The following is a 22,260-nucleotide window of genomic DNA, read 5'->3' on the forward strand; positions in this document are numbered from 1 at the left end:
CCCGCAGGGGAACCTACCGATCGGTCGGGCCAGGTGCCGCCAGCGTGACGATCTCCGGCTGCCGCCCGGCCAGGCTGATCGGCACCCGGGAGAGGACCCGGAACCCGGCGGGCCGGATGCCGTGCTCCGGCAACAGCAGCACCGCCCGCCCGCCGGGCCGCAGTACCCGGCGCAACTCCCGCCAGAAGCGGTCCGGGCGTCGGGCGAGGATCCCGGCGGCCGGAACCTGGCGGTCCCATGGCGGATTGCAGAGCACGAGGTCGATGGCGCCGTCGGCAACGGGAATCCGCCCGGCATCCGCCACAGCCCAGGCAACCCTGGCCCCCACCTGCCCGGCGTTCGGCACATTCCGGGCGACCTCAGCCTCCGCCCGCCCGTCGTCCGCCACACTCGAAGCAGTCCCGGCCCTCGCCCGCCCGGCATCCGTCACGCTCCAGGCAACCCCGGTCCCCGCCTGCTCGGAGCCCGCCGCTTCCCAGTCGACGGCCCCCGCCTGCCCGGAACTCGCCGGCTCCCAGCCGACCCCGGCTCCCGGCCGCGCATCGCCCGCGCCCCCGACCATGTCCGCCCCCGTCACCCCACCCCAGTTCGCCCGCGCAGCCGCCACCGCCTCCGCATCCCGGTCAAACCCCAGCACCAGCTCCGCCCCGGCCAACGCCGCCTCCACCGCCAGAGTCCCCGCCCCACAACAGGGATCCAGCATCCGGCCGCCAACTCCACCCAGCCGCGCCATCGCCGCGGCCACCGGCGGATGCACACTCCCTGCCCGCGTCACCCGCCGATACTCCCGCCGGTGCAACGGCCGCTCGCCAATCCGCAACCCCACCAGCGCCCGCTCACCTTCCAGCGTCACCCGCCAGCCCAACCCACCACCCGGCGGCGCGACCCCACCCCGCCTGCTCCAGTACGGCACCCCCAACCGCGCGGCCAGCGGACCACCCACCGCGTCCTCGATGTCATACCGGCTGAAGTTCCGCCGCCCCACGAACGAAGCCGAAACCTCAACCCCCGCAACGGTGTCCGCGCCACCACACCGCTTCCGCACCGCCAGCGACTCCGCCACCGGCATCGCCAGCACCGCGGCGGTCAGCCGCCCGAGATCAGCCCGCGCGGCCCCGACACCCCGCACCGAAGCACCGTGCACCAGCACATCATCGGCACACCGCAACCCGAGTACCGCCGAAGTCGGCTCCGCACAACGGAATCCGACCTCCCGATACCCCACCCACTCCACGGCGCCCAGCAGGCGGACCTCATCGGCCACCATCTGTTCCAGACCCCGCACCGTCCGCGCCACCAGGCGCGCGGCCGTCACCAGCGGACGACTGCGCCCGGACGCGGAGAAACACGAAAGATCACTTGATCTTCTCCCACGTCGCGACCCGGGACGGCGTGCTGCCGTCCCGCATCACCGGCGATGGGGATACCCGTGAGCCGCCGGCGGTCGCTCAGCGTCGGAAGAAGAAACTCATGGCGCCGACGGTATCGGCGGCGGCAACCTATTTTCCGCCCGGACCGTAACGCCACCGGATCAACTCACGACGTGCAGGTGATATCCGTCCAGGGGAGGAACGGCGAGTGAGTCTGACAACGTGGTGGCAGTCGCGTAAACGCAAGTGGCCGTGGGTGGCGGGCCTGGTCCTGCTCGGGCTGGCGATCATCGGCGGCCTGACCGGCGGCCGCGGCACAACGGACCCTGGCACCTCGGTGACGGTGTCCGCGGCGGCCGAGACTCCGGCCGGCGTGATCGTGCCGCCGGGGGTGATCGGCAAGAACCCCAAGGAAGCCAAGGCCGAACTGGCGGCGCTGGGGTTCCGGGATGTGCGGGTGGAGTCCGTCGACGGGCGGCAGGTGATCGTGGAGTCGAACTGGCGGGTGGTGTCGGTGACCAGCATGGGCACCGCGGTGGCCGTCACCACCCGGCTGGTGCTGCGGGTGGACAAATCCCAGCCCAGCACCACCACCGAGGCCCCGCCGCCCACCACACGCCGTCCGGATCCCAGCCCGGAACCGCCGCCCGCGCCGGAACCGACCCGGCAGACCAAACCGGCTCCGGTGTACTACAAGAACTGCGACGACGTCAGGAGCAAGGGCGCGGCTCCGCTGCATCGCGGCGAACCGGGGTACGGCAAACACCTCGACCGGGACGGTGACGGCGTGGCCTGCGAGAAGTAGTCGGCCATCAGGGCGAACATCGCGGCGCGAGTGGGCAGAGATGATCCACTCGCGGGCGACTTGGCGGGGCCGGGTGTTGACTCGGGGGCATGCGGCGGATCGTGATCATCGGGGCCGGGCAGGCCGGTTTGGTGCTGGGGCTGGGACTTCTGCGGCACGGTTACGCGGTGACCGTGGTCGCCGAACGCCCCGCCGCCGAGGTGCTGGCCGGACGCCTGATCTCCAACCAGTGCGTGTTCCACCCCGCCCTGGTCCGCGAGCGCGAACTCGGCATCAACTTCTGGGACGACCGCGCGATCCCGGTGGAAACCGTCTCCTTCACCGCGCCCGGCATGTCCTGGCAGGCGCCGCTGGACCAGCCCGCGCAGTCGGTGGACCAGCGGGTGAAGGTCGCGGACTGGATGGCCGAGTTCACCCGGCGGGGCGGCGAACTCCGGCTGCACCGGGTCACCCCGGACGAGCTGGAGCCCTACGCCCGGGAGTTCGACCTGGTGGTGGTCGCGGCGGGCCGCGGACCGCAGTTCGACCAGTTGTTCCCACGCAACCCTGAATTGTCGCCGCATACCCAGCCGCGGCGCAGTATCGGGGTGCTGTACGTGCGGGGTGGCACGCCGCAGCCCGGACTCAGCTTCGCGCTCGGTCCGCACGGCGAGTGCTTCGGGCTGCCGATCCTCTCCGTCGACGGTCCGGTCTACGGCGCCGGGATCTTCGCGGTGCCCGGCGGACCCCTGGACCGCTGGGACGACATCACCGACGCGCACGCGCACCTGGCCCGCGCCCAGCAGCTGATGCGGGAGCATTTTCCTTGGCAGGGCGGCATTCTGGACGGCACCGAGCCGGCCGGGCCGCTGGAGTTCCTGCACGGCCGGATCACCCCGGTGGTCCGCCACCCCGTCGGCACGCTGCCCTCGGGTGCGCTGGTGCTGGCCATGGGGGACACCGCGGTCACCAACGATCCGCTGTCCGGGCAGGGCGCGAACATGGCCGCGCACGCCGCCCGCAGTTACGAGGAAGCCATTGTGGCGCACGGTGATCGGCCGTTCGACGCGGAGTTCATGCACGGGGCGTTCGCCCGGTGCTGGGCGCGGGCCGAGCACGCCACCCGGTTCAGCCTCGACCTGCTCGACCCGCCACCCGCGCACGTCATGTCCACTTTGGACACCGCGCAGCGGGTGCCCGAGGTGGCGCACCGGTTCGCCCAGCTCTTCGCCAACCCGGTCGACTACACCGGCTGGCTCACCGAGGAGACCGCCGCGCTGGACTACCTCGCCGCCGCCTCAGCCCGCGCCGCCGCCCAGTAACGCCTCGGCCAGCGCGGTGCGCGCGCTCAGCACCCCCTTGCCCACCCGGTGGCTGGCCACCAGACCCGCGCCGCGCAAGGCGTTGAGGTGCTGGGACACCGCACCCGCGGACATCCCGGTGCGGCGGGCCAGTTCGGTGGTGGAGGTGGGCGCGGTCATCTCGGTCAGCAACCTCGCCCGGGAGCGGCCGAGCACCGCGCCCAGGTTTTCCGTTGGGCCGGAAGGGTTTTCCCACAGTGCGGCGACACCACGGGCCGGGTAGGCCAGTTGCGGGGCCTCGCCGGCGGAGATGCTGAGCACCGAGGGCCAGACGAAAACCGAGGGGATCAGCACCAGGCCGGGGCCGTCGGTGACGTTCGGGGCCTGGCAGTGGTTGTTGGCCACGGTCAGCGCCGCGCCGTCCCAGCGCACCGACTCGTGCAGGTCGTTGAGCAGCGCGCCGGTGCCCTGCTCGGCCAGCACCCGCGCGCCGCGGAAGACCTCCCGGTCCAGCAGTGCCCGGATCCGCGGCCAGTCCGGCGCCAGCGCGCGCTGCCAGTACCCGGTGATCTCCGCGGCCAGCCGGGTCAGCCCGGCCGCCGGATCCTCGTGCAGTGCCTGGATCTCCGGGGTCGCCGGGATGCCGGACAGGGCCAGGTGTTCGCGCACCAGCTCGGGTGGGGTGGCGGTCAGCACGGCCAGTTCGGCGGTCAGGTCCGGGGCCGGCGGCGGCGGGGTGAGGAAGTCCGGGATGTAGTGCGGTGCGGCCGGGACCAGTTGCCACAGCAGCGAGTCCGCCGGCGGACCCGCGGTGCGCGCGAGCCAGGGCGCGTGCAGCACCCGGCCCTCGCCGCCGCGCCGCACCCGCAGCCCGGCCACGACCTCCCACAGACAGGACACGGACAGTCGCACCCTGGCCACACCCTGTGCGGCGAACCCGATCGCGACCACCAGACCTGCCCATCGTTTTAGCTGAGGCGAAAAAGATAGGCAGGTGCCCGCCTGGCACACAAGCTGGGAGAGTGAGCCGAACCCACCACGCCGCCGAGTTCCGGCGGCTGCACGAACTCCGCCCGCTGGTCCTGCCCAACGCCTGGGACCCGGCCAGCGCGCGTGTCATCGAGGCCGCCGGCGCCGCGGCCATCGCCACCACCAGCGCGGGCGTGTCCTGGGCGCACGGCCGTCCGGACGGCGAGGGCCTGGACCGGGCCGGGATGATCGCCGCCGTGCGCGCCATCCTGGACACGGTGTCCATCCCGGTCACCGCCGATGTCGAGGGCGGCTACGACGATCTGGCCGGCACCGTCGCCGAACTGGCCGAACTGGGCGTGGCCGGGGTCAACGTCGAGGATTCCGCGCAGGGCGCGCTGCTCGACCCGGCCGCCGCCGCGGACCGGATCCGGCTGGCCCGCAAGGCCGACGCGGACCTGGTCCTCAACGCGCGCACCGACGTCTACCTGCTCGGCGGCAGCGGCCCCGAAGCCCTCGCCGAGGCGATTTCCCGCGGCAACGCCGCCTTCGCCGCCGGTGCGGACTGCGTGTTCGTGCCCGGCGTCATCGCCGAGGACACCATCACCGCCCTGGTCGAAGCCCTGCACGGCCCGCTCAACATCATGGCCATGCCCGGCGCCCCCACGGTGGCCCGGCTCGGTGAGCTGGGGGTGGCCAGGGTCAGCGTGGGCTCCGGCATCGCCCAGGCCGCGCTCGCCGCCACCGCACGGGCGGCGCGGGAACTCCTGACGACCGGCGGTTACGACGCGCTCGCCGACGGTCTGCCCTTTGGCGAGGTCAACTCGTTGTTTCGCGCGCGGTGAGTTCCAGTCCGCGCAGCAGCGGCAGGTAGACCTCGTCCACCAGGGCGTGGATGGTGTCGTCGGTGATCTTCTCGCCGCCGTGGATGGCCTCCAGGCGGACCAGGTTGATCGGCAGCTGGATCAGCCGAGGGGACAGTTCGAGGGGGTCCAGTTCCCCTCGGGCTGCCGCCTCGCGCAGGATCTTGGTCAGCACCTCGGCCAGTGGCGAGTTGTGCAGGCGTTCGCGCAGCACCGCGGTGATCTCCGGGTGCCGGAACGTCTCGCCCATCACCCCGGCGAGCATCTCGCTGAGCATGCCCTCGATCCGCCGCGCGATCTCGGTGAACATCTTGATCAGGTCGCCGCGCAGGGACCCGGTGTCCGTGGGCAGCGGGTCCATCCGCGCCGGTAGCCGGTGGTTCCAGGCCGCCAGGACCAGTTCGGCCCGGTTCGACCAGCGGCGGTAGATCACCGGCTTGCTGGTCCCGGCTCGTGCGGCCACCGCCTCGATGGTGAGCCGGTTGTACCCGGTCTCACTCAGCTCGGTCCAGGCCGCGTCCAGAATGGCCTGTTCCAGCTCGGCACCGCGGCGGCGCGACTTCGGCTCGCTCACCCTGCCCCTTTAAGTACGTTGCGTTTCTTAGGCTGGGAGTCTACGTTGGAAACGTAAGATACGGAACGTTTCTTCTGTGGGGTATTCGGTGTTGAACCGACTGTTACGTACCTATCTACGGCCGTACACGCGGGAGCTGTCGGCGGTGCTCGTGCTGCAACTCATCGGCACGATCGCCTCGCTGTACCTGCCCAGCCTGAACGCCGACATCATCGACCACGGCATCGCCACCGGCGATACCGGCTACATCCTGTCCACCGGCGGCTGGATGCTGGCCGTCACCCTCCTCCAGATCGTCTGTTCGATCGGCGCGGTCTACTTCGGCGCCCGCTGTGCGATGGCCTTCGGCCGCGATGTGCGCGCCGCGGTCTTCCACCGGGTCGGTGAGTTCTCCGCCCGCGAGGTCAGCACCTTCGGCGCGCCCTCGCTGATCACCCGTAGTACCAACGACGTGCAGCAGGTGCAGATCATCGTGGTGCTGGTGTGCACCATGCTGGTGACCGCGCCGATCATGTGCGTGGGCGGCATCGTGATGGCGCTGCGCGAGGACCTCGGCCTGTCCTGGCTGCTGCTGGTCTGCGTGCCGGTGCTGGTGATCGCGATCGGGCTGATCGTCTCCCGCACGGTGCCGCAGTTCCGCAAGATGCAGGACCGCATCGACCAGGTCAACCGGGTGCTGCGGGAGCAGCTCACCGGCGTCCGGGTGGTGCGTGCCTTTGTCCGCGAACCCGGTGAGACCAAGCGGTTCGCCGCGGCCAACGACGCACTCACCGACACCGCGCTGCGGGTCGGCCGGGTGCAGGCGCTGCTGTTCCCGGTGGTCATCCTGGTGCTCAACGTCTCCGGCGTGGCCGTGCTGTGGTTCGGTGCGGACCGGGTGGATCTGGGGCAGATGCAGATCGGCGCGCTGACCGCCTTCCTCAACTACCTGCTGCAGATCCTGATGGCGGTGATGATGGCCACCTTCATCGCCACCCTGATCCCGCGCGCCGCGGTGTGCGCGGAGCGGATCAACGAGGTGCTGGACACCGAACCTTCGGTGCGGCCGCCGGACAATCCGGTGCGCGAGCTGCGCGGGCACGGCGAACTGGAGTTCCGGGACGTCGAGTTCCGCTACCCTGGCGCGGCCGAACCCGTGCTGCACAACGTGTCCTTCCGCGCGCGGGCCGGGCAGACCACCGCGATCATCGGCAGCACCGGCGCCGGCAAGACCACCCTGCTCTCGCTCATCCCGCGGCTGGTGGACGTGACCGCGGGCGCGGTGCTGGTGGACGGGGTGGACGTGCGCGAGGCCGCGCCGGAACTGCTCTGGGAGCGGATCGGCCTTGTCCCGCAACGGCCCTACCTGTTCACCGGCACCGTGGCCGGCAACCTGCGGTACGGAAATCCGGACGCGACCGACGCGGAACTGTGGCAGGCCTTGGAGATCGCCCAGGCCAAGGACTTCGTCACGGACATGCCCGGCGGGCTGGACGCGCCGATCACCCAGGGCGGCACCAACGTCTCCGGCGGACAGCGGCAACGCCTGTCCATCGCCCGCGCCCTGGTGCGGAAACCGGAGATCTACCTGTTCGACGACTCCTTCTCCGCACTGGACCTGGCCACCGACGCCCGGCTGCGCGCCGCACTGCGCCCGCACACCGGGCAGGCGGCCGTGCTGGTGGTGGCGCAACGCGTGTCCACCATCCTGGACGCCGACCAGATCATCGTGCTGGACAACGGATCCATCGTCGGCACCGGCACCCACCACGAACTGCTGGACTCCTGCCCGACCTACCGGGAGATCGTCCAGTCCCAGCTGACTCCGGAGCAAGCGGCATGAGCGCCCCCACCACGAGCACCGCCCCCCGGCCACCGGCATCGGGGCCCATGGGCGGGCGTTTTCCCGGCATGGGCATGCCGATGGGCAAGGCGAAAAGCTTCAAGTCCTCGGCGAAACGACTCTTCGGCCGGATGCGGCCGGAGCGCCCGAAACTGTTCGCCGTGCTCGCCCTCGGTGTGCTCAGCGTCGGCTTTTCCGTTGCCGGGCCGAAGATCCTGGGCCAGGCCACCGACATCATCTTCAACGGCGTGCTCGGCCGGATGCGCGGGGATGCCAACGCGCACATCGACTTCGCCGCCCTCGGCGTGACGCTGACCTGGGTGCTCGGGCTGTACCTGGTGTCCGCGGCGTTCGCCTACCTGATGGGCCTGCTGCTCAACGGGGTGGTGCAGCGGGTGGTGTACCGGCTGCGCGAGGATGTCGAGGAGAAGTTGCACCGGTTGCCGTTGCGCTACTTCGACAGCCAGCCCCGCGGTGAGCTGTTGTCCAGGGTCACCAACGACATCGACAACATCTCCACCACGTTGCAGCAAACGCTGAACCAGTCGCTGACCTCGCTGCTGACCGTGGTCGGCGTGCTGGTGATGATGTTCACCATCTCCCCGCTGCTGGCGGTGATCGCGCTGCTGATCATCCCGCTGTCCATGGTGATCACCGCCCAGATCGGCAAGCGCTCGCAGAAGTTGTTCGTGGCGCAGTGGCGCGAGGTCGGCGCGCTCAACGCGCACATCGAGGAGGCGTTCACCGGACACCAGCTGGTCAAGGTCTTCGGTCGACAGCGCGAGTCCGAGGCGGAGTTCGCCAGCCGCAACGAGAAACTGTTCGGCTCCAGCCTGGGCGCGCAGTTCATCTCCGGGCTGATCATGCCCGCGATGATGTTCCTGTCCAACCTCAGCTACGTGCTCATCGCGGTGGTCGGCGGCCTGCGCATCACCAGCGGCGCGATGACCCTGGGCGAGGTGCAGGCGTTCCTGCAGTACTCCCGCCAGTTCACCCAGCCGCTGACCCAGGTCGCCTCCATGGCCAACCTGCTGCAGTCCGGCGTGGCCTCGGCCGAACGCGTCTTCGAGCTGCTCGACGCCGAGGAACAGCAGCCCGACCCGGTGCGGAGTTCCCTTCCGGCACAACGCCATGGCCGGGTGGAGTTCGAGCGGGTCAGCTTCTCCTACAGTCTTGATCAGCCACTGATCGAGAACCTGTCCCTGGTCGCCGAACCGGGTCAGACCGTGGCCATCGTCGGCCCCACCGGCGCGGGCAAGACCACCCTGGTCAACCTGATCATGCGCTTCTACGAACTCGACGCCGGCCGGATCACCTTGGACGGCACCGACATCACCAGCCTGAAACGCGAGGACCTGCGCGGCCAGATCGGCATGGTGCTGCAGGACACCTGGCTCTTCGGCGGCACCATCCGGGACAACATCGCCTACGGCCGCCCCGACGCCACCGAGGCGGAGATCCTGGCCGCGGCCAAGGCCGCGTTCGTGGACCACTTCGTGCGCACCCTGCCGGAGGGCTACGACACGGTGATCGACGAGGAAGGCGGCAACGTCAGTGCGGGGGAGAAGCAACTGCTGACCATCGCCCGCGCCTTCCTGGCGGATCCGTCGCTGTTGATCCTGGACGAGGCCACGAGTTCGGTCGACACCCGCACGGAATCGTTGGTGCAACACGCGATGGCCAACCTGCGCACGGCCCGGACCAGCTTCGTGATCGCGCACCGGCTGTCGACGATCCGGGATGCGGATGTGATCCTGGTGATGGAGGCGGGGCGGATCGTGGAGCAGGGGAATCACGAGGAACTCCTTGCGGCGCAAGGGGCTTATCACCGGTTGTATTCGGCGCAGTTCAACGCGACGCCGTGAGTGCGCGGGGCGGCCGGGGTGTTCCGGCCGCCCCGCAGCGCTCCTTGCCCGCGGGGGGTGCTGTCGGCGCGGGCTGATCCGCTGGCACCCGGGCGGCCCCGATCACCCGCCGCCTGCTCTTCTGTTCGCCGCCCCGTTCCGCCGTTACATCCGGTCGCCGGGCGCTCTCCACCCGAGCGATCACCAACCGATCGGATCAACCGCTCACTGAAGACGTTTACATTGCGAATGGTCGCTCATCCGCGGTTATGCTCCGCCAAACGATCAAACGAACACGGGCGGTACCGGATGCGAGAGCCAAGCGAGGCCAGACGTCGACGGATCCTGGCCGCCGTCCAGTCCCGTGGCTCGGTCCGGGTGACCGACCTGGCCACCGAGCTGGACGTCTCGGTCGTCACCATCCGCCGCGACGTCGAGGAACTCGCCAAGGCGGGCACCCTCCGCCGCGGCCACGGCATCGCCCGCTCCCTGCGCGCCCCCGAACCCACCCCCGCGCCCCCGCCCGCCGAGGGTGGCGCGGTCGCCCTGGTCGTCCCGGAACGGCACGCCTACCTGCACGAAACCATGCACGGCGCCCGCACCGCATTGGAAGAAGCCGGGATGCGGGTGGTGCTGCACATCGCGCCGCAGGTCGCAGGCGCGGAGCGGCCGATCGTGGAGCGGGTGCTGGCCGAGGATGTGCGCGGACTGCTGATCGCGCCCCGCTGGCGGACCACGGCGGCCGAACTCGCCGACGACTGGCTGGCGGCGGTGCGGGTCCCCCTGGTGCTGATGGAACGCAGGCCCTGGCCAGGCAGCGCCTTGCACGGACTGGACTCGGTGTGCACCGACCACTGGTACGGGATGCACCTGGCGGTGGCGCACCTGGTCGCGCTGGGACACCGGCGGATCGTGCTGGCGGCGCGGGATGACAGTCCGACGGCGCGGACGTTGCGGGCGGCCTTCGCGGAGATCGCGTCCTACCGGGCGGAGATCGAGGACTGGGCGGTGGTGCTGAGCGCGGCGGACGCGGGGGCGGATGCGCCATCCGGGCGGGTCGAGCCGAGCCTGGCCACCGCCGTCGAGTGGATCGCCGCCGGAGCCGATGCGGGGTCGGCGCTGCCCGAGGCGGGTGCGCCGCGGATCGCCGCCGCGGCAGGCGGGCGGAGTGCGCGGCTGTCCGCGACCCCCGACGCCCAACCCGGCCTCGCCGCCGTCCTGCGCGAGCACCGCGCCACCGCCGCCATCCTGCACGGCGACGTCGACGCCCTCATGCTCGTCCAGCAACTCGCCGAAGCCGGCATCCGGGTCCCCGACGACTGCTCCATCGTCGCCTACGACGACGTCGTCGCCGCCCTCGGCAGCCCGCCCCTCACCGCCGTCGCCCCGCCAAAAGCCCAGGTCGGACGCGCCGCCGCCGAGCTTCTCCTGCACCGGCTGGCCACCCCGGGCGAATGGCGGACTCGCCGGGTGGAGCTGATCCCGGACCTCAAGGTGCGGGGATCCACCCGATCGATCTGATCGTTTGACCGGTTTGAGTTTGTCTGATCGTTCTATTGACCTGAAATGCTCAGGCGATCAGGATTCGGTGACCTCATCCTGCCAACGGAGGTGCCGATGTCGACTCGCTTGAGCCGTCGTTCGCTGCTTGCCGCGGCCGTCGCGCTACCGGTGCTCGGCGCCTGCGGTCCGGATCCCACGCCACGGAAACCGGGGCCGGGCGGGGGACCGGTGCGGATCACCTTCTGGTCCTCACTGCGGGGCAGTCGCCAGGTGGTGGAGGCGTTCAACAAATCGCAGAACCGGATCTTCGTCGACTTCCAGCAGGTGCCCTCGGGCGGGCAGGGCGGGTACGCCAAGCTCAGCAACGCCGCCCGCGCCGGGAATCCGCCGGATGTGGCCACCATCGAGTACCCCCAGGTCCCTGGATTCGCCATTGACGGGGTGTTGCGGGATCTGACCGGGTTGATCAGTGATCGGCTGCGGGCCAAGTTGCTGCCGCAGGCCTGGGGGCTGACCACGTTCGAGAACCGGGTGTTCACGGTGCCGCTGGACGTCGAGCCGATGGTGCTGCACTACCGGGCCGACCTGTTCGCCCAGCACAACCTCGCCGTGCCGCGCACCTGGGGCGAGTTCGCCGAACTGGCCAGGGTAGCCCGCCGGCTGCCGGGGGACCGGCGGCTGGTGCTGTTCGCCACCGACGGCGGCGCGCAGTTCGCCGGGTTCTCCTGGCAGGCGGGGGCGCAGTGGTTCAGCACCACCGGCGGCGCCTGGAACGTCTCCATCGCCGACGAGCCCACCCGGCGGGTCGCCGCCTACTGGCAGCAGCTCATCGATGAGCAGCTGGTCCACACCAACGCCGCGGACAGCACGCACGCCGACGCCCAGATCGGGCAGGGCCGGGTGCTGACCCGGCTCACCGGCGCCTGGGACGCGGGTGCGCAGATGAACGCCCGGCCGGGGCAGAAGGGGCTGTGGAAGATCGCGCCCATGCCGCAGTGGGACGGCGTGACCAAGGAGTCCGTTGCCACGCACGGGGGATCCACTTTCGCGGTCACTCAGGCAAGCGCTTTCCCAGAGGCGGCGATGGAGTTCATCGAGTGGCAGGTCTCGCACCCGGATTCCTTGCGCGCCAGGCTGTCCAGCGGCACCAGCAGCCAGTACCCGGCCGCGTCCGCGCTGGTGGAGGTGGGCAGCCAGGCATTCGACCGCGCCTACTACGGCGGCCAGGACATCTACCGGCTCTTCGACACCGAGGCCCGCAAGATCCGGGACGGCTGGACCTGGGGGCCGCGGATGACCGCCACGCTCAAGCTCATGCACGACGGCTTCGCCCGCGCCGGCGGCGGCCACGGCAGCCTCCTGGAGGCGGTGCGGGAGGCGCACAGCGGAACCATGCCGGACCTGCGCGCGCTGGGCCTGACCACCACCGAGGTGACCGGGTGAAGCGCGGCAGGCTGGCCTGCGCGCTGTTGATGGCGCCGTTCTTCGTGCTGTTCACCCTGGTGTTCCTGCTGCCGGTCGGCACCGCGGTGTGGCTGAGCTTCTTCAGCGACGACCAGCCGGGCCTGGGCTTCGGCCCGGAATCCACCGTGTTCATCGGCCTGCGCGCCTACCAGGCGGTGCTCACCGACCCGACCTTCCTCGGCGGCATGGCCACCGTCGCGCTGTACTGCCTGCTCTACATCCCGCTGATGGTCCTCGGCGCGCTCGGCCTGGCGCTGCTGCTGGACTCCGGCGCCGCGCGACTGCGGGCCTGGGCGCAGCTGGCGTTGTTCCTGCCGCACGCGGTGCCCGGCATCATCGCCGCGATCATCTGGCTCTACCTCTACACCCCCGGCCTCAGCCCGGTGATCGATCTGCTGGCGCAGGCCGACATCACCGTGGACTTCCTCGGCGTGCGGACCGTGTTGCCGTCCATGGTGAACATCGCGCTGTGGAGCAACCTCGGCTACAACATGGTGATCTTCTACGCCGCGCTGCAGGCCGTGCCGCGCGAGGTGGTGGAGGCGGCCGTGGTGGACGGGGCCGGACCGGTGCGCACCGCGTTGCGGCTCAAGGTCCCGCTGGTGCGCTCCTCGATCGTGATGGTCTCGATGTTCACCCTGATCTGGGCGCTGCAACTGTTCACCGAACCCATGCTGCTCAGCCAGTCCACGCCGATGATCAGCTCCCGGTTCTCGCCGAGCATGTACATCTACGACGCGGCCTTCACCCGCAACAACTACAGCCTGGCCGCGGCCGCCTCGGTGATCCTGCTGCTGGCCACCATCGCGCTGTCCTATGGCATCACCCGCTGGAGCAACCGGACCGCCGCCCGTGGGGAGACCGCATGAGTGCCACCGATCTGCCCGCCGCGCTGCGTCCGCGGCTGTTCGGCCGGATCGCGGTGAACACCGTGGTCGGCCTGTTCGTGCTCTACACCCTGCTGCCGGTGCTGTGGCTGCTGCTGGCCGCCACCAAGGACCGGGACGCGTTGTTCAACAGCGAGGTGTTGTCGCTGACCAACTTCTCCTTCTGGCAGAACCTCGCCGACGTCTTCGCCGAGGACAAAGGGCTGTTCGGCCGCTGGTATCTCAACAGCCTGCTCTACGCCGGGGTCGGCGCCGGGATCAGCGCGGTGGTGAGCATTGCCTGCGGGTACGCCTTCGACAAATACCTGTTCCGGCACAAGGAAAAGCTCTTCGGACTGGTGCTCGCGGCGGTGATGGTGCCGCAGACCGTGCTGGCGCTGCCGCTGTACCTGATGGCCTCGGCCAGCGGACTGGTCAACACTTTCTGGGCGGTGTTCATCCCGGTGCTGTTCAACCCTTTCGGCGTGTACCTGGGCCGGATCTTCAGTCAGGGCTACGTGCCCGGCGAGGTGCTGGAGGCGGCGCGGATCGACGGCGCGGGCGAGCTGACCATGTTCTTCCGGGTCGCGCTGCGCATGCTCGGACCCGGGGTGGTCACCGTGTTCCTGTTCCAGCTCACCGCGATCTGGAACAACTTCTTCCTGCCCATGGTGATGCTCTCCGACCAGCAGCTCTACCCGGTCAGCCTCGGGCTCTACACCTGGAACAGCGCGGCCAGGGTGTCCCCGGAGTACTACCCGCTGGTGATCACAGGATCGCTGCTGGCGGTGCTACCGCTGATCGTGGCTTTCCTTTTACTGCAACGATTCTGGCGTTCCGGTCTGACCGCGGGGGCGGTCAAATGAGCCGCCCGCGGGCCGTGCTGGCCATGTCGCCGGAGGCCGCCGAGGCCGTGCTCGACCCGGCGGCGCTGGCCGCCTTCGACCGGGTCTGCGACCTGCTCCCGGACGTGGTGCTGGCTGAATTCGGAACCGCCGCCGCCCGCGCCGCGCTGGCCGAGGCCGAGGTCCTGATCATCGGCTGGGGCTGCCCGCCGCTGACCGCCGAGGTGCTGGCCGCGGCACCCAGGCTGCGCGCGGTGGTGCACACCGGTGGCACGGTGCGCGGGTACGTGACGCAGGCGTGCTGGGACCGGGGGATCGAGGTGTCCTCGGCCGCCGCGGCCAACGCGCTGCCGGTGGCCGAGTACACCCTGGCGATGATCCTGTTGAGCGGCAAGAAAGTTCTCGAACGCGCCCGCGAGTACCGGGCCAGCGGGGAGGATCCCAGCCGGTGGCTGCGCACCTCCCGGTCGCTGGGCAACTTCGGTCGCACGGTGGGCATCCTGTCCGCCTCGATGATCGGCCGACGGGTGATCGAACTGTTGCGCCCCTACGACTTCCGGGTGCTGCTGCACGATCCGTACGTCACCGAAGAGGAGGCGCGGGAACTCGGCGTCGAGCCGGTGAGCCTGCCCGAGCTGTTCGCCCGTGGCGACGTCGTCAGCGTGCACACTCCACTGCTGCCCGCCACCCACGGCCTGGTCAGCCGCGAACTGATCGACTCGATGCGGCCGGACGCGATGCTGATCAACACCGCCCGCGGCGCGGTGGTGGACCAGGAAGCACTGGCCGAGGCGGCACTGGCCGGGCGGGTGCGGGCGGTGCTGGACGTCACCGATCCCGAACTGCTGCCCAAGCAACATCCGTTGTGGCACAGCGAGAACGTGCTCATCAGCCCACACCTGGCCGGATCCCAGGGCAACGAGTGGGGACGGCTGGCCGAACACGCCGCCGCCGAGATCGCCCGCTGGAGCACGGGCGCCGGGTTCGCCCACCCGGTACAACGCGAAAGGCTGGACCGGCTGGCATGAGACTGCCCGAAGAAGACCGGAACCTGAGTCCGCACACCGGTTTCACCCGCGCGCACTGGGGGGCCGTGGCCGACGGGCTGCTCACCGCGGCCTGGCGCTGGGCCAGTCCGCGCGGCGCCCGCCTGGACCTGCCCGGCAGGCCCGCGCACAGTGGCGTGCGTTCCGACGGCCTGGAGGGCTACGCGCGCACCTTCCTGGCCGCCGCGTTCCGGGTGGCCGGGGAGCGGGGCGCCGACCCGCACGGCTGGCTCGGCCGCTACGCCGAGGGGCTGACCGCGGGCACGGCCACGCCGGGCCGGGACGATCACGAGTCCTGGCCGCTGATCCGCGATCACCACGTCCACGGCCAGCCCATGGTCGAGTCCGCCTCGGTCGCCCTCGGCCTGCGGCTGACCAGAGAGTGGTTGTGGGACAACCTGGATCCGGCCACCCAGGACCGGGTGGCGGCCTGGCTGCACGACGCGCTCACGCACGTGCCCGCGCCCAACAACTGGTACCTCTTCCCTTACACCGTCGCGGGATTCCTGGAATCGGTCGGCCGCGCCAACGCGCACACGGCGCGGGCCCGGACCCGTGCGCTGGAGCTGCTGGAGACCTGGTACCGCGGCCAGGGCTGGTACGCCGACGGCGACGGCCGCGCCTTCGACCACTACAACGGCTGGGCCCTGCACCTGTATCCGGTGCTGGACCAGCACCTGGCGGGGGAGCGGGACACCGTGCACCAGGCCAGACTGCGCGAGCACCTGGACAGCTTTTCGTTGCTGTTCGGCGGAGACGGCGCGCCAATCCACTTCGGACGGTCGCTCACCTACCGCTTCGCCGCCACCGCCGCGATCGGCCTGGGCGCGCTCACCGGCGACACCCCGCTCACCCCCGGCGCCTCCCGTCGCGTGCTCAGCGGCGCGCTGCGTTACTTCCTGGACCGCGGTTCGGCCACCGACGGCCTGCTCAGCCTGGGCTGGCACGGCCCGCACGAACCCACGCTACAGCATTATTCCGGACCAGGATCACCTTACTGGGCCTCGAAAGCCTTCGTCTGCCTGCTCGCTCCACCAGATCATCCACTGTGGACAGAGGTCGAACAGTCCGCGCCAGTGGAAGGCCCGGACCGGGTGCTCGCGTTGCCCGGCCCGGGACTGCTGGTGCAGACCACCAGGGCGGACGGGATCGTCCGGCTGCACAACCACGGCAGCGATCACGTCCGCCCGCACGAACCCGAGTCCGCCGCCCAGGACGACCCGCACTACGGCCGGCTGGCCTACTCCACGCACACCGGCCCCACCGCCAAAACCAACCAGGCGGACAACCACTTCAGCGTCCTGGTCGACGGCATCCGCAGTGTCCGCCGCCGCATCCGGCCGCTCGGCGCCGGGACCGGGGACGGCTGGGGCTGGGCAGCCTCCTGGCATCGCCCGGTGTTCCCATCCGGCCCGCCGATGGTGCCAGGGCTGCGGGTGGAGAGCCTCACCGTGGCCAAGGGCGCCGTCGAGCTGCGAGTGCACCGGGTGGTCGGCGCGCCACCGGGAGCCGCGGTCGAGCTGACCGGCTGGGCCACCGGACCGGATTCCCTGGTGCACTCAGGATTGTCTGGGCTGCACGGCTGGACCGGGCAGGACGAGGTGCGCGCGCCACAGGGCACGGCCTACACCCCGTTCGCCACCCTGCCCCGGCTGCGTGGCGCGGCGGGCGGCACCACCTTGCACCTCGCGGTGGCCACCCTCAGCGGCGCACCGGAGGTCAAGGCGCTCAACGAGATCACCGTGGGCGCGGACTGGATCGAGCTGCTGTGGGCCGGGGACGGCGCCCGGCTGCGGATCGACCTGGGCGCACCCGTGCTCAGCGGCGAACCCGCGTTACCAGTACTGCGCTGAATGTCCCGATGGGCCACCAGCTCGGCCCGCCGGGACATTTGTCTTGAAACTTTCATGTTGAACCAACATGCTCGGAGCGCGATCGACCAGTGGCATTCAGTGAGGAGAAATCAGTGCGCGGTAAGAGGATCAGCTACGCCGCAGGGGTACTCGCGCTGGCAGGCTCGCTCGGCCTGGCCGCACCGGCCGCCGCCGACCCGGCCCACCCGGCGGGACTGCGGGTGTGGGAGACGATCCAGTTCTCCGGCCAGACCGAGCTGCACCCCGCGCCCAGCACCGCCTGCACCACCACCTCATTCGTGGTGCGCGCCGAGTTCAACAACACCCCGCACACCCTGAAGTTCTTCCGCAGCACCGACTGCACCGGCCACGCGATCACCATCCCCGCCAACGACCTGCACTCCTTCCCCACCTTCCCCGCCCGCAGCTTCCGCCTGGCGACCGGCTGAGCGGTGCCGCCGGCCTCCACTGTCGAGTTGGCCAAAGTGGTACGCCCAGTTGGGCCAACTAGGCGTACGACTTGGGCCAACTCGACGGCGGGTGCGGCACGTAGGGCTAGGCCGAGTCGCGGCGGATGAGTTCGGTGGGCAGGATCAGGGAGGTCGGCTGCTCGCCGTTGATCAGGCGGATCAGCATCCGGGTCATTTCCCGGCCCAGCGCCTCGATCGGCTGGCGGATGGTGGTCAGCGTGGGCTGGGTGTGTTGCGCGGTCACGATGTCGTTGAACCCCACCACCGCCACGTCCGCCGGCACCCGGCGGCCCTGGGTCCGCAACACGGTGAGTGCCCCGGCGGCCATCGCGTCGGAGGCGACGAACACCGCGTCCAGGTCCGGGTGTTCGGCCAGTAGCCGGGTCATCGCGGCCGCGCCGCCGGACTCGGTGAAATCGCTGTGCGCCAACCGTTTGTCGCTCAGTCCGGCCAGTGCCAGGGCCTCGCGGTAGCCGAGGTGGCGGGCCAGCGCGACCTGCTGGTCGGTGCCGCCGGTGATGGTGGCGATGCGCTGGCGGCCAAGGGAGAGCAGGTGTTCGGTGGCCAGCCGGGCGCCACCGCGGTTGTCCGCGTCCACGTAGTGCCGCGGGGTGTGGCCCAGTGGCTGGCCGCCGTGCACGACCGGCAAACCGCTGTCCGCGGCGAGTTTGCTCAGCGGATCGTGTTCGCGCAAGGCCAGCAGCAGCACGCCGTCGGCGGCGTGCAGCACCCTGGTGAACCGGTCCTGGCCGCGCTGGGAGGCAGCCAATACCAGCAGCAGTTGCAGGTCGGTTTCCTCGATCACCGCGTTCACTCCGGTGATCACCTCGGCGAAGAACAGGTTCGCGGTCAGCGCCGGATCCTCGCTGGAGATGGCCAGTACCACCGCGCCACGCCGCCGCGCGGCCAGGGAACGCGCGGCGGTGTTGGGCACGTAGCCCAGTTCCTCGATCGCCCGCTCCACCGCCTGACGCGCCTTCTGGCTGACGTGCTGGGCGTTGTTGAGCACCCGGGACACCGTGCCGGTGGACACGCCCGCGCGCTGGGCCACCGCGTCCAGGGTGGGTGGCCGCTCGGTCATGGATCGGACCCCATCAGTCGGTCTAACTGAAGCGATAACAGGATTACACGGTGCCGTCTAGCTGCGGTGACGCCGTCGCTAGAGCCGGAGTGCAGGGTGGAATTGGAAGCGCTTACAGCAGCGTAACCGTTGACAGCCGCGGCCGCCAGGGTCGACCATTCGGCACTGACGCCGTGCTGTGCCGGGACCCCTGCCGACCCGAGAGGTCCCCCGGTATGACCACCACCCGCAGGCTGTCCGTGGCCGCTCTGCTGCCCCTGCTGTTGATCGGCCTCGCGCCGCCCGCACACGCCCAGCCCTACCAACGCGTGCTCAACGGTTCCTTCGACACCGGCAAAACCCCGTGGTGGAGCAGTGGCAACACGCCCTCCCGGGTCGAGGCCGGTCGCCTGTGCGCGGACATCCCAGCGGGGACAACAAATCCGTGGGACGCCATGATCGGCCAGAACGAGATCCCCCTGGAGGCCGGTCAGCCCTACACGCTCCGCTTCACCGCCACCGGCAAGGCGCCGATCCGGATCAGCCTGCAACTCACCGCGCCACCGCACAGCAGCACGATCAACAAGCAGGTCACGCTCACCGAGACCCCGCAGACCTTCGAGTTCACCGGACTGTCCACTGTGGCCAGTAGACACGCCCAGGTGTCGCTCCAGGCAGGTGGCGCCACTCAGTCCTACACCCTGTGTGTGGACAATGTTTCGCTCACCGGCGGCGTGATCCCGCCCGGCGGCGGCTGGCACTACGGTTCGGCCGTCCGGGTCAACCAGCACGGCTACCAGGTCAACGGCCCGAAACAAGCCTCCATTGTGGACACATCAACGCAATCGTTGCCGTGGCAGGTGAAGAACGCCACCGGAGCGGTGGTGGCCACCGGCCGGACCCGGGTGTACGGCCAGGACTCCGACTCCCGTGATCACGTCCACCTGGCCGACTTCTCCCAGCTCCGCACCCGGGGCACCGGCTACACCCTGGTCGTGGGCAAGGAGGTCAGCGAGCCGTTCGACCTGCTGGATCGGCCATACGAACAGCTGCGCCGCGATGCGTTGCAGTACTTCTTCCACAACCGCAGCGGCATCCCGATCGAGGCCCAGCACGTCGGCGCGGCACACGCCCGCCCGGCCGGGCACCTCGACGTCGCGCCGAACCAGGGTGACACCGCGGTGCCCTGCCTGCCCGGCAGCTGCGACCACACCCTGGACGCGCGCGGCGGCTGGTACGACGCGGGCGATCACGGCAAGTACGTGGTCAACGGCGGCCTGGCCGTCTGGCAGCTCCTGGACCTCTACGAACGCGCCCGCGACCGCTGGGACCCCACCGGCCAGCGCGACGGCCTGCTGCGCATCCCCGAGCAGCGCAACGGCATCCCGGACGTGCTCGACGAAGCCCGCTGGCAGCTGGAGTTCCTGCTGCGCATGCAGGTCCCGGCCGGGCAACCCCTGGCGGGCCTGGCCCATCACAAGATCCACGACCTGGCCTGGACCGGGCACCCGCTGCTGCCGCACCTGGACCCGCAACCCCGTTACCTGCACCCGCCGTCCACCGCCGCCACCCTCAACCTGGCCGCGGCCGCCGCCCGCTGCGCCCGGATCTGGACCCGCTGGGACCGGGCCTTCGCCCAGCGCTGCCGGGAGGCCGCCGACACCGCGTGGCAGGCCGCACTGCGTCACCCGGACCGGTTCGCCCCCAGGGAGACCACCGGCGGCGGCCCCTACGACGACACTGACGTGCGCGACGAGTTCTCCTGGGCCGCGGCCGAACTGCACGCCACCACCGGCGAACCCGGCTACCTGCGCCACCTCACCAGCACGCTCACCCCGGCCGGATTCTCCTGGAAGGACACCGGCGGCCTGGCCGACCTGACCATCGCCCGCCACCCCCTGCGCTTCCCCGTCGACCGCGTTCTCGCTGCCCGCCAACGAATCCTGACCGTCGCTGACGGCTATGTGCGGCACCAGCAGGGCCAGGGTTACCCCAACCCCGGCGAGTACGCCTGGGGCTCCACCAGTTCCACCGCCAACCACGCGATGATCATCGCCACCGCGTACGACCTCACCGGCAGGCCCGGCTACCGGGACGCGGTGCTCGCCGCGATGGACTACCTGCTCGGCCGCAACGCGCTCAACCAGTCCTTTGTCAGCGGCTACGGCGAACGGGCCAGCCGCAACCAGCACCACCGGCACTGGGCCAACCAGCTCGACCCCACCCTGCCCAACCCGCCGGCCGGCGCGCTGGCCGGCGGCCCCAACCCCGGGCTGCAGGACCCGGTGGCCCAGCAGAATCTGCCCGGCTGCGCCCCGGCCAAGTGCTACCTGGACGACATCGGCTCCTTCTCCACCAACGAGGTGGCGATCAACTGGAACTCCGCCCTGGCCTGGGTGGCGGCCTTCGCCGACACCCGCTGACCTCTGCAACCGAAGGGATTCCACAATGTCGTGGACCGCCCGGCTGGCCCTGTCCGCAACCGCCCTGCTCCTGGCCACCGCGCCACCCGCGCTCGCGGCCAACCCGATCGACCTCACCAGCGGCTTCTACGTCAACCCGAACTCCGCGCCCGCGGTCTGGGCGCGCAACAACCCCGGCGACGCCCGCGCCGCGCGCATCCAGTCCGCGATCGCGAACCGACCGATCGGTAGGTGGTTTGGCGCGGACGCCAACATCGGCGCCACCGTGGCCAGTTACGTCGGCGCGGCCGACAGCCACGACAAGCTGCCGGTGCTGGTTGCCCTACCATCTGCCCGGTAGGGACGCCTGCGGCGGCCACTCCGGCGGTGGCGCGGGCAGTCCGGCCGCCTACCGGACCTGGATCTCCAGCCTGGCCGCCGGGATCGGCGCCAAACCCGCGGTAGTGGTGATCGAGCCGGACGCGCTGGGCGATTTCGAGTGCATGAGCGAGGCCGCCATCCAGGAACGCCTCGGCATGCTCACCTACGCCACCCAGCAGCTCCGGCAGAAGGCTCCCAACACCTTCGCCTACCTCGACGGCGGCAACGCCGGCTGGGTGCCCGCCGCCACCATGGCCACCCGGCTGAACTCGGCCGGGGTGCGCAACGTGCGCGGCTTCGCGGTCAACGTGTCCAACTACTACCCGACCGCCGCCTCCCAGAGCTACGCCGGCTCGGTGGTCGCCGCCCTGGGTTACCCAGCCAAATTCGTGATCGACACCAGCCGCAACGGCAATGGCCACAACGGGCAGTGGTGCAATCCGCCCGGCCGGAAGCTCGGCGTGCCCGCCCAGGTCGGTGGCGGCGCGGAAATGCTGCTGTGGGTCAAGACCCCCGGCAACTCCGACGGCGACTGCGGTATCGCCCCTGGCATTCCCGCCGGTCAGTTCAGTCCCGCGCTCGCGATCAGGTTGATCGACGGCAGCTGACCCCCTCGGCCGCCGCCGCCCCGGATAACCCCCAGCTATCCGGCGCGGCGGCGGCCCCCCACACACGCCACCACCAACAGATGGCTGTCACAGCCCGCCCGGCGCTGACAGCCTCGCCCCCTGCGGATGACGCGTGTTTCTGTGAGTTGCCGCATCCCGCTGCTGAATGCGACAGGGTGATGTCTACTGCCTTCGGGTTGTCCGGTGTCACGACGGTGGGGGTCGTACAACAGGC

19 protein-coding genes are annotated in these 22,260 nt (G+C 70.5%); 15 read left to right on the forward strand and 4 right to left on the reverse strand.

Features of this window, described 5'->3' with window-relative positions; all coding sequences use genetic code 11:
* Positions 1 to 13 precede the first annotated feature (13 nt).
* A complete protein-coding gene (locus tag MZC64_RS27550) occupies positions 14 to 1,315 on the reverse strand; it encodes a methyltransferase domain-containing protein (RefSeq protein ID WP_247761856.1) in 1,302 nt (433 codons plus the stop codon).
* 263 nt (positions 1,316 to 1,578) lie between these two features.
* On the opposite strand from MZC64_RS27550, the gene MZC64_RS27555 reads away from it, so the two are divergent.
* Entirely contained in the window at positions 1,579 to 2,175 is a 597-nt protein-coding gene (locus MZC64_RS27555) for an excalibur calcium-binding domain-containing protein (RefSeq protein WP_247761855.1), read from the forward strand.
* A gap of 89 nt (positions 2,176 to 2,264) precedes the next feature.
* Positions 2,265 to 3,476 carry a styrene monooxygenase/indole monooxygenase family protein gene (locus MZC64_RS27560; RefSeq protein ID WP_247761854.1) on the forward strand — a complete coding sequence of 404 codons (1,212 nt, stop codon included), beginning with the start codon at positions 2,265 to 2,267 and terminating at the stop codon, positions 3,474 to 3,476.
* Here the strand turns inward: MZC64_RS27560 and MZC64_RS48830 are convergent.
* Positions 3,453 to 4,406 (reverse strand): helix-turn-helix domain-containing protein, encoded by a 954-nt coding sequence (locus MZC64_RS48830; RefSeq protein ID WP_247761853.1) that lies wholly within the window; start codon positions 4,404 to 4,406, stop codon positions 3,453 to 3,455. The two genes, MZC64_RS27560 and MZC64_RS48830, sit on opposite strands and share 24 nt — an antisense overlap.
* 71 nt (positions 4,407 to 4,477) lie before the next feature.
* Here MZC64_RS48830 and MZC64_RS27570 point away from each other — a divergent pair, with 71 nt between their 5' ends.
* Positions 4,478 to 5,269 (forward strand): isocitrate lyase/phosphoenolpyruvate mutase family protein, encoded by a 792-nt coding sequence (locus tag MZC64_RS27570; RefSeq protein WP_247761852.1) that lies wholly within the window; start codon positions 4,478 to 4,480, stop codon positions 5,267 to 5,269.
* Here MZC64_RS27570 and MZC64_RS27575 read toward each other — a convergent pair.
* Positions 5,244 to 5,861 carry a TetR/AcrR family transcriptional regulator gene (locus tag MZC64_RS27575; protein WP_247761851.1) on the reverse strand — a complete coding sequence of 206 codons (618 nt, stop codon included), beginning with the start codon at positions 5,859 to 5,861 and terminating at the stop codon, positions 5,244 to 5,246. The two genes, MZC64_RS27570 and MZC64_RS27575, sit on opposite strands and share 26 nt — an antisense overlap.
* A gap of 88 nt (positions 5,862 to 5,949) precedes the next feature.
* Between MZC64_RS27575 and MZC64_RS27580 the strand changes: the two genes are divergently transcribed.
* The 9 genes from MZC64_RS27580 (at position 5,950) to MZC64_RS27620 (ending at position 17,553) form a co-directional block, all read left to right on the forward strand.
* A complete protein-coding gene (locus MZC64_RS27580) occupies positions 5,950 to 7,683 on the forward strand; it encodes an ABC transporter ATP-binding protein (RefSeq protein ID WP_247761850.1) in 1,734 nt (577 codons plus the stop codon).
* Positions 7,680 to 9,548 carry an ABC transporter ATP-binding protein gene (locus MZC64_RS27585; protein WP_374205800.1) on the forward strand — a complete coding sequence of 623 codons (1,869 nt, stop codon included), beginning with the start codon at positions 7,680 to 7,682 and terminating at the stop codon, positions 9,546 to 9,548. Before MZC64_RS27580 ends, MZC64_RS27585 begins: the two co-directional genes overlap by 4 nt.
* 288 nt (positions 9,549 to 9,836) lie before the next feature.
* Positions 9,837 to 11,048, forward strand: coding sequence for a substrate-binding domain-containing protein (locus MZC64_RS27590; protein ID WP_247761849.1), 1,212 nt, complete (start codon positions 9,837 to 9,839; stop codon positions 11,046 to 11,048).
* A 96-nt stretch (positions 11,049 to 11,144) separates the two neighbouring features.
* Entirely contained in the window at positions 11,145 to 12,473 is a 1,329-nt protein-coding gene (locus tag MZC64_RS27595; RefSeq protein ID WP_247761848.1) for an ABC transporter substrate-binding protein, read from the forward strand.
* Entirely contained in the window at positions 12,470 to 13,363 is an 894-nt protein-coding gene (locus MZC64_RS27600) for a carbohydrate ABC transporter permease (protein ID WP_247761847.1), read from the forward strand. The genes MZC64_RS27595 and MZC64_RS27600 overlap by 4 nt, the downstream gene beginning before the upstream one ends.
* Positions 13,360 to 14,226: a carbohydrate ABC transporter permease gene (locus MZC64_RS27605; RefSeq protein WP_247761846.1), complete on the forward strand. Its 867-nt coding sequence runs from the start codon at positions 13,360 to 13,362 to the stop codon at positions 14,224 to 14,226. Before MZC64_RS27600 ends, MZC64_RS27605 begins: the two co-directional genes overlap by 4 nt.
* Positions 14,223 to 15,233 carry a hydroxyacid dehydrogenase gene (locus MZC64_RS27610; RefSeq protein WP_247761845.1) on the forward strand — a complete coding sequence of 337 codons (1,011 nt, stop codon included), beginning with the start codon at positions 14,223 to 14,225 and terminating at the stop codon, positions 15,231 to 15,233. The genes MZC64_RS27605 and MZC64_RS27610 overlap by 4 nt, the downstream gene beginning before the upstream one ends.
* Complete coding sequence (locus tag MZC64_RS27615) at positions 15,230 to 17,104, forward strand: DUF2264 domain-containing protein (RefSeq protein ID WP_247761844.1); 1,875 nt, start codon at positions 15,230 to 15,232, stop codon at positions 17,102 to 17,104. The genes MZC64_RS27610 and MZC64_RS27615 overlap by 4 nt, the downstream gene beginning before the upstream one ends.
* Positions 17,105 to 17,217: 113 nt before the next feature.
* Positions 17,218 to 17,553: a hypothetical protein gene (locus tag MZC64_RS27620; RefSeq protein WP_247761843.1), complete on the forward strand. Its 336-nt coding sequence runs from the start codon at positions 17,218 to 17,220 to the stop codon at positions 17,551 to 17,553.
* 106 nt (positions 17,554 to 17,659) lie between these two features.
* Here MZC64_RS27620 and MZC64_RS27625 read toward each other — a convergent pair whose 3' ends face one another.
* Complete coding sequence (locus MZC64_RS27625) at positions 17,660 to 18,655, reverse strand: LacI family DNA-binding transcriptional regulator (protein WP_247761842.1); 996 nt, start codon at positions 18,653 to 18,655, stop codon at positions 17,660 to 17,662.
* A gap of 215 nt (positions 18,656 to 18,870) precedes the next feature.
* Here MZC64_RS27625 and MZC64_RS27630 point away from each other — a divergent pair, with 215 nt between their 5' ends.
* Genes MZC64_RS27630 through MZC64_RS27640 form a run of 3 tightly spaced genes read left to right on the forward strand, consistent with a single transcriptional unit; the run spans position 18,871 to position 22,025 of the window.
* Positions 18,871 to 21,057: a glycoside hydrolase family 9 protein gene (locus tag MZC64_RS27630; RefSeq protein ID WP_247761841.1), complete on the forward strand. Its 2,187-nt coding sequence runs from the start codon at positions 18,871 to 18,873 to the stop codon at positions 21,055 to 21,057.
* A gap of 25 nt (positions 21,058 to 21,082) precedes the next feature.
* Complete coding sequence (locus tag MZC64_RS27635) at positions 21,083 to 21,397, forward strand: hypothetical protein (protein ID WP_247761840.1); 315 nt, start codon at positions 21,083 to 21,085, stop codon at positions 21,395 to 21,397.
* Positions 21,375 to 22,025: a glycoside hydrolase family 6 protein gene (locus MZC64_RS27640; protein ID WP_247761839.1), complete on the forward strand. Its 651-nt coding sequence runs from the start codon at positions 21,375 to 21,377 to the stop codon at positions 22,023 to 22,025. The genes MZC64_RS27635 and MZC64_RS27640 overlap by 23 nt, the downstream gene beginning before the upstream one ends.
* Positions 22,026 to 22,260 lie beyond the last annotated feature (235 nt).

Source organism: Crossiella sp. S99.2, assembly GCF_023094165.1.
Lineage (GTDB): Bacteria > Actinomycetota > Actinomycetes > Mycobacteriales > Pseudonocardiaceae > Crossiella.

What these genes read in the sequence shown, in the direction of transcription:
- MZC64_RS27560 (WP_247761854.1), top strand. Translation starts at nt 2,265, where the DNA reads ATGCGGCGGATCGTGATCATCGGGGCCGGGCAGGCCGGTTTGGTGCTG.
- MZC64_RS27585 (WP_374205800.1), top strand. Translation starts at nt 7,680, where the DNA reads ATGAGCGCCCCCACCACGAGCACCGCCCCCCGGCCACCGGCATCGGGG.
- MZC64_RS27595 (WP_247761848.1), top strand. Translation starts at nt 11,145, where the DNA reads ATGTCGACTCGCTTGAGCCGTCGTTCGCTGCTTGCCGCGGCCGTCGCG.
- MZC64_RS27590 (WP_247761849.1), top strand. Translation starts at nt 9,837, where the DNA reads ATGCGAGAGCCAAGCGAGGCCAGACGTCGACGGATCCTGGCCGCCGTC.
- MZC64_RS27610 (WP_247761845.1), top strand. Translation starts at nt 14,223, where the DNA reads ATGAGCCGCCCGCGGGCCGTGCTGGCCATGTCGCCGGAGGCCGCCGAG.
- MZC64_RS27635 (WP_247761840.1), top strand. Translation starts at nt 21,083, where the DNA reads ATGTCGTGGACCGCCCGGCTGGCCCTGTCCGCAACCGCCCTGCTCCTG.
- MZC64_RS27605 (WP_247761846.1), top strand. Translation starts at nt 13,360, where the DNA reads ATGAGTGCCACCGATCTGCCCGCCGCGCTGCGTCCGCGGCTGTTCGGC.
- MZC64_RS27615 (WP_247761844.1), top strand. Translation starts at nt 15,230, where the DNA reads ATGAGACTGCCCGAAGAAGACCGGAACCTGAGTCCGCACACCGGTTTC.
- MZC64_RS27625 (WP_247761842.1), bottom strand. Translation starts at nt 18,655, where the DNA reads ATGACCGAGCGGCCACCCACCCTGGACGCGGTGGCCCAGCGCGCGGGC.
- MZC64_RS27630 (WP_247761841.1), top strand. Translation starts at nt 18,871, where the DNA reads ATGACCACCACCCGCAGGCTGTCCGTGGCCGCTCTGCTGCCCCTGCTG.